We start from the raw sequence: 6,565 nt of genomic DNA on the forward strand, positions 1-6,565 counted from the left end.
CATAGGTAACAGTTCTCCCCCTATGAGTCCGCTGCAGCGCCAACCAATCCGCTTGGCGCTGCAGCGGACTCATAGGGGGAGAACTGTTACCTATGTATCCGGTCCATTCTGTTACCCATCTATCGGCTGGACACCGGCAGGCGGATGAGGGGCGGCGCCGACGCTTAGCGGTTTGCGCACATCCCCAGCATATCCTACTTCGCCGCCTTCGCCCGTTCGATCGCGTCGACGATCATCTTCTTGGCGTATTTGGAATCGTGCCAGCCCTCGATCTTGACCCACTTGCCGGGCTCGAGATCCTTGTAGTGCTCGAAGAAGTGCTGCACCTGATCACGCGTGATCTCGGGCAGGTGCGTGTATTCGGTGACGTTCTCGTAGCGCAGCGTCAGCTTGGGCGACGGCACCGCGATCACCTTCTCGTCCTGGCCGGCATTGTCTTCCATGATCAGCACGCCGATCGGCCGCACGTTGATGACGCAGCCCGGCACCAGAGCGCGCGTGTTGCAGACCAGCACGTCGATCGGATCGCCGTCGCCCGACAGCGTGTGCGGCACGAAGCCGTAATTGCCGGGATAGCGCATGGAGGTGTGCAGGAAGCGGTCGACGAACAGCGTGCCGGCCTCCTTGTCCATCTCGTATTTGATCGGCTCGCCGCCGATCGGCACCTCGATGATGACGTTGACGTCTTCCGGCGGGTTCTTCCCGGTGGCAATCGCTTCGATGCGCATGGCTCAAATCCCTCTCTCGATTTGTCAGACCGATAGCGGCGGAAGCGTCATGGTGCAATGCGGCGAATCGTGCGGGGACAATAACGACGCCGGAACGCGGCATTCATTCCCAGACGAAGGCGACCTTCTTCAGCGCCTTTTGCTCGAAGATCTCGACGCCTTCAGCGATGTCGCGGCCGCCGGCGCCGGCATAGAAGGCAAGCGCGTTCTGGTTGTCCTCGAGCGCCCACACGACCATACCTTTCAGCCCGTGATCGGCGAGCCGCGCGCGCGCCGCCCTGAACAGCCGGCTGCCGAGCCCGATCCCCTGGTATTCCGGGCGCAGGTAAAGCTCATAGATTTCGCCCTGCTGCCTGAGCTCGCGGGCGCGGTTCTTGCCGATCGTGGCGTAGCCGGCGATCGTGCCGCCGATCTCGACCACCAGCACGGTGGCGGCACGGCGAATCGCATTCGCCCACCAGTCGGGGCCGCGGCGGTTGATCATCGAGGTCAGCGTGCGATGCGGGATAATGCCTGAATAGGCGCCGCGCCAGGCCTCCTGGTGCACGTCGGCGATCGCGCCGGCATCGCGCGGCTCGGCTTTCCTGATATCGATGATCAGCGTGTTCATGATTGCTTAACCATAAACCCGCATCGCCCGATTGCAAAGAGTCCGGCCAGCCACTCCCATCCTTTCGCACAGGCGGATGATACGCCGACGAGGAGGGCAGAGCCTGGCTGGAAACGCGCTCTGCCGAGGCGGATGGCGTGGTTTTCGAGAACCGAAGCGAAGCGGACTTTCTGGTCCGTGAGCATCGGAAGCGCAGAAAACCGCTTCAGGCGTCCGGCAGAGTAGCGTTTACAGGCAGGCTCTCAGATCTCGACGAGATGATCGTCGAGCTCGTTGGCATCGCCCGCCGTGACAGGGAAATGTTCGGCCAGTACCGCGCCCACCGATTCGACGGCCTTGATGAAGCCGTCGGCGAGCCGGTCGTCGCCGGCGTGCGCGGTAAGGTCGCGGACCACGCCGTCCCAGACATTCTGGCCGACCTTGCTGTTGATGCCGGCATCGGCAACCACCTCGGCGTAACGCTCGGCGATCGAGACGAAGATCAGCACGCCGGTACGCGCCGCGGTGCGATGGACGTTGCGGGCAAGGAACTGCTTGACCGCGTTGAGGTGCGCCGCCTGGTAGCGCAGGTGGTGCGGCACGAAATGGATGCGCAATCCCGGCAGCGCCCACAAAAGCAGCAGCGCCGAGGCCAGCGCCAGCAGCTCGGCGAAAACGAAATGCGGCAGGCGGATCGACAGCCACCAGGCCTCCAGCCCATAGGCGACGGCAAGGCTGACGATGAGCGTGCCGAGCGTCACCATGAAGGCGGCGGGAAAGAAATAGCCGTCGCTGGCATGCGCCACCACGCAGTAGATCTCGCCGTCGGTCCTCGTCTCGGCGGCGCGGATCGCCCCGGCGATGCGCTCATGATCCTGCGGGCTGATCGGTCGTGTTGCCATCTTTCTCACCAGCTCCCTGAAGACCCGCCGCCGCCGGACGAGCCGCCGCCGCCCGAGAATCCGCCGCTCGAACCGGACGACCAGCTCCCGCCTGAACTCCCGGACGACCAGCCGCTATCGGAACTTCCCGTCGACCAGCCGCTGCCGCTGCCGGTCGTCCAGCCACGGCTTGAAGTCCGCGCGCCGCGACCGTAGCGAAAGGTCATGCCCAGCCATCGATACACGCCCGGCGACAGTTGCGTGCCGAAGATCGGCGGCAGGAACGCCATCGCCAGGCCACCGAGAAATATCGTCGCCCACAGGATGATGAACACCATGAGGATGGGATCTACCGGGCTGTCATTGGCCGGATTGCGCTTGCCGCGCGCCTCGAGCTCCTCCGGATTGCCCTCCAGCACCATGATCATGTCGTCGACTGCTTTGCTGATGCCGCCGGAGAAATCGGCGGCGCGGAAGGCCGGCACCATGTCGTTCTCGATGATCAGCTTGGTGTGCAGGTCCGTCAGCGTGCCTTCGAGCCCGTAGCCGACCTCGATGCGCATCTTGCGGTCGTTCTTCGCCACCAGGAGAAGCACGCCGTTGTTTTCCTTGGCCTGACCGAGCTTCCAGAAGCGGAACAGCCGGTTGGCGTAGGGCTCGATTTCCTCGCCGCCGAGACTGGGAATGGTCGCGACAACGATCTGGTCGGAGCCTTTTGTCTCCAAATCGGCCAGTTTTTGCGTCAGCGCCGCCTCGGTCGCGGTGTCGATCAGGCCGGCATTGTCGACGACACGGCCGGTGAGCGCCGGCAGTTCGGCGCCCCGCGCGGCGAAAGAGACGAAAAGGATCGCCACGGCGACCAGCAAGGCACCCGCGGTGCGGCATGGGGATCCTGGCAGGGCGCGGCCGCTCATCGCCTCACCAGCTTCCCGAGGAGCCGCCGCCGCCGGACGAACCGCCGCCGCCGGAAAAGCCGCCGCCGCTCGAGGACCCGCTGGAACTTCCCGAGGACCAGCCGCCGCCGCCGGACGAGCGCTTGCCGGGCTCGAAGGTCATGCCGAGCCAGCGATAGCGGCCAGGGCCTATCCTCTGGCCGAAGATCGGCGGCAGGATGGAACTGGCAAGGCTTAAAACGAGGATGGTGATCCAGACGGCGATGAAGATCGAGAAGAACAGATCGTCGGGATTGAACGGCGCCTGCTCGTTGCGCTTGCCGCGCGCCTCCAGCTCTTCCGGATTGCCCTCCAGCACCATGATCATGTCGTCGACGGCCTTGCTGATACCGCCCGAGAAATCGCCGGCGCGGAAGGCAGGCACCATGTCGTTCTCGATGATCAGCTTGGTGTGCAGGTCGGTCAGCGTGCCTTCCAGCCCATAGCCGACCTCGATGCGCATCCTGCGGTCGTTCGGCGCCACCAGCAGAAGCACGCCATTGTTCTCCTTCGCCTGGCCGAGCTTCCAGAAGCGGAACAGCCGGTTGGCGTAGGGCTCGATCTCCTCGCCGTCGAGGCTGGGAATGGTCGCGACGACGATCTGGTCGGAGCCCTTCTGCTCGAAATCGGCCAGTTTTTGCGTCAGCGCGGCCTTGGTCGCGGCGTCGATGATGCCGGCATTGTCGACGACGCGGCCGGTGAGAGCGATGAGATCGGCGGCGAAGGCGGTGAGCGGGAGGAGGAGGACCAGAAGGGCGAGAAGGACACCAACGCTCGCACTCCGTCCCACCCCCCTCTGGCCTGCCGGCCATCTCCCCCGCAAGGGGGGAGATTGGCAGCTTCCCCGTCGGCCCACATCTTCAAACGTCCGAGATTGGCGAAAGCGCAGATGACGGCTGATCTCCCCCCTTGCGGGGGAGATGTCCGGCAGGACAGAGGGGGGTGGGACGGAGCTCAAAGCCGACAGGGACCAGACCCGCTAGGTGATCGTTCAACCGCCTTGCTTGGTGCCGAAATCGACCTTCGGCGGCTGCATCTTGTCTTCGTCGACGGTGAAGTTGGCGAAGGGCTCGTTGCTGCGGAACCAGAAGGTCGCCCACAGCACCGACGGGAAGGTCCTGAGTGTCAGATTGTAATCCTTGACCGCCTGGATATAGTCGCGTCGCGCCACCGCGATGCGGTTCTCGGTGCCTTCGAGCTGCGCCTGCAGGGCGAGGAAATTCTGGTTGGCCTTGAGATCGGGATAGGCTTCCGACACCGCTATCAGCCGCGACAGCGCGCTGGTCAGCCCGGCCTGGGCATCCTGGAATTTCTTGAGGGCTTCGGGATCCTTCAGCGTTTCCGGCGTCACCGTGATTTGCGTCGCCTTGGCGCGCGCCTCGACCACCGCGTCGAGCGTGTCCTTCTCATGCGCGGCGTAACCCTTCACCGTCTCCACCAGGTTGGGGATCAGGTCGGCGCGACGCTGGTACTGGTTCAGCACCTCGCTCCAGGCCGCCTTGGCGTTCTCCTCCGCCGTCGGGATGGTGTTGTAGCCGCAGCCGGCGAGCAGCGGCAGCACGACGGCCATCACCAGCAAGGCCGGCAGATGACGGAAGGGGGAGGAGAGGCGCTGGGCGAACATGATCTGGGTCCCTCGTCGGAAGTTGCACCCGAAGCATTACCACAATCCGCCCGCAAGAAAATGACCTCGGCCGCAAAGCTTCCGCTGCGATCCCGCTGCCATGCAGGCCCTGTGAATGGTCGGGCGAACAGGCTAAGGTCCCGGCAAAACGGGACATTTGCCATGGCCAAGCGCCAGGACACCGACACCGCATCGCGCCGCATTCTCGAGCGCGTGGAACGGGAGACCAGCCCGGGCGGCACCTCGTTCATCACCCGGACCGCCAAGGGCGCTCGCGACCATGTCAACGCCGCGGACGCCGACCGTTCGGATCCGATCGACTATTGGGGCACCCGCATCGGCCGGGTGCTGGGGCTTCTCATCGCCATCGGCCTGCTCGCCTGGCTGGTGTATTTCGCCACGCGTGGCGGTTAGGACTGAAAATCCATGAACGCTGAAAAAGCCGGCGCGCCGCGCGCGGTCATCGTCATCTCCAGCCATGTCGCCCGCGGCTCGGTCGGCAACCGCGCCGCCGTCTTCGCGCTGGAGACGCTCGGCTTCCCGGTCTGGGCGGTGCCGACCGTCGTCCTGCCCTGGCATCCGGGCCACGGCCGGGCGACCCGCATCGTGCCGCCGCTCGACCAGTTCAAGGCGCTGATGGCCGATCTCGAGCGCGCACCCTGGCTGGGCGAGGTCGGCGCGGTGCTGTCCGGCTATCTCGGCGAGGCTGGCCAGGCCGAAGCTGTCGCCTCGCTGGTCGCCGCCGTCAAGGAAAGGACGCCCAACGCCGTCTATATCTGCGATCCGGTGATGGGCGATTCCGGCGGGCTCTACGTGCCGGAACCCACGGCCATCGCCCTGCGCGACCGGCTGATGCCGATCGCCGACGTCGCCACGCCCAACCGCTACGAGCTGGAATGGATGGCCGGCGCGCCGCTTCCAGACCTGAAATCGGTGGTGGCGGCCGCCCTTCACGCCGGCCCCTCCACCATGCTGGTGACCTCGGCGCCGTCGATGATGGCCGGCGGCACCGGCAACCTGCTGCTCGATTCCAGGCAGGCGCTGCTTGCCGAGCATCGCATCATCGAAAGGCCGCCGAACGGGCTGGGCGACCTGACGGCGGCCGTCTATCTGGCGCGCATCCTCTCCGGCCAGTTGCCGATCAAGGCGCTGCAGTCGACCACGGCCGCCGTCTACGAGATCCTGGCGCGCACCGCCAAGCGCGGTGGCGACGAGTTGCAGCTCGAGACCGACGCGCAGAGCCTGTCGCACCCGATGGCGATGGTGCAGCTGCGCCACCTCCTGCATCCGGGGCGGGACAAGCGGGCGTGACCGCCGACGGCCGGATGCTGGTCGGCGTCGACGGCTGCAAGGCTGGCTGGATCGCCGTCCATCGTCATCCGGATGCCGCCCCTTGGGTCTCCGTCTTTCCAGGCTTTGCCGCTTTGCTTGCCGCATTGCCCGCCAGCGCCACGATCGCCGTCGACATGCCGATCGGCCTGCCGGACTTTTCGCAAAGAGGCGGGCGCGGGCCGGAAGCGCTGGTGCGGCCACTTCTCGGCGGTCGGCAATCCAGCGTGTTCTCGATCCCCTCGCGCGCGGCGCTCTATGCCGAGATCGATGACTTCACCACGCTCGAGGCCTGGTATGAAGCGCATCGACGCGCCAGCGAGGTCGCCAAGGCGAGTTCGGATCCGCCGCGTGGCGTGTCGATCCAGGCCTTCGGCATATTCTCCAAGATCCGCGAGGTCGATTCCCTGCTGATCGCGCGGCCGGACCTGCGCGGCCGCGTCTTCGAATCGCATCCCGAGGTCGCCTTCTGCCGGTTGAAC

9 protein-coding genes are annotated in these 6,565 nt (G+C 65.6%); 3 read left to right on the plus strand and 6 right to left on the minus strand.

What is annotated here, in order from left to right; all coding sequences use genetic code 11:
- Positions 1-194: 194 nt before the first annotated feature.
- From ppa to EN738_RS28715, 6 genes are all read right to left on the minus strand, one after another.
- Positions 195-728, minus strand: a complete 534-nt coding sequence (gene ppa / locus EN738_RS28685; protein ID WP_127286597.1) for an inorganic diphosphatase — start codon at positions 726-728, stop codon at positions 195-197.
- A gap of 103 nt (positions 729-831) precedes the next feature.
- On the minus strand, positions 832-1,338 hold the full coding sequence (locus EN738_RS28690) for a GNAT family N-acetyltransferase (protein ID WP_127286598.1): 507 nt from the start codon (positions 1,336-1,338) through the stop codon (positions 832-834).
- Positions 1,339-1,580: 242 nt separating this feature from the next.
- Complete coding sequence (locus EN738_RS28700) at positions 1,581-2,219, minus strand: TPM domain-containing protein (protein WP_127286600.1); 639 nt, start codon at positions 2,217-2,219, stop codon at positions 1,581-1,583.
- 5 nt (positions 2,220-2,224) lie between these two features.
- Positions 2,225-3,112, minus strand: coding sequence for a YgcG family protein (locus tag EN738_RS28705; protein ID WP_127286601.1), 888 nt, complete (start codon positions 3,110-3,112; stop codon positions 2,225-2,227).
- Positions 3,113-3,116: 4 nt separating this feature from the next.
- Positions 3,117-3,920, minus strand: a complete 804-nt coding sequence (locus tag EN738_RS28710; RefSeq protein ID WP_189606014.1) for a YgcG family protein — start codon at positions 3,918-3,920, stop codon at positions 3,117-3,119.
- Between the two features lie 201 nt (positions 3,921-4,121).
- Complete coding sequence (locus tag EN738_RS28715) at positions 4,122-4,754, minus strand: LemA family protein (protein ID WP_127286603.1); 633 nt, start codon at positions 4,752-4,754, stop codon at positions 4,122-4,124.
- Between the two features lie 162 nt (positions 4,755-4,916).
- Between EN738_RS28715 and EN738_RS28720 the strand changes: the two genes are divergently transcribed.
- From EN738_RS28720 to EN738_RS28730, 3 genes are all read left to right on the plus strand, one after another.
- Positions 4,917-5,168, plus strand: coding sequence for a hypothetical protein (locus EN738_RS28720; protein WP_127286604.1), 252 nt, complete (start codon positions 4,917-4,919; stop codon positions 5,166-5,168).
- Between the two features lie 12 nt (positions 5,169-5,180).
- Complete coding sequence (pdxY, locus tag EN738_RS28725) at positions 5,181-6,065, plus strand: pyridoxal kinase PdxY (RefSeq protein ID WP_127286605.1); 885 nt, start codon at positions 5,181-5,183, stop codon at positions 6,063-6,065.
- A partial coding sequence (locus EN738_RS28730; RefSeq protein ID WP_127286606.1) for a DUF429 domain-containing protein occupies positions 6,062-6,565 on the plus strand: 504 nt, incomplete at its 3' end. The genes pdxY and EN738_RS28730, both read left to right, overlap by 4 nt.

This window comes from Mesorhizobium sp. M4B.F.Ca.ET.017.02.2.1, assembly GCF_003998955.1.
GTDB classification, from domain to species: Bacteria; Pseudomonadota; Alphaproteobacteria; order Rhizobiales; family Rhizobiaceae; genus Mesorhizobium; species Mesorhizobium abyssinicae.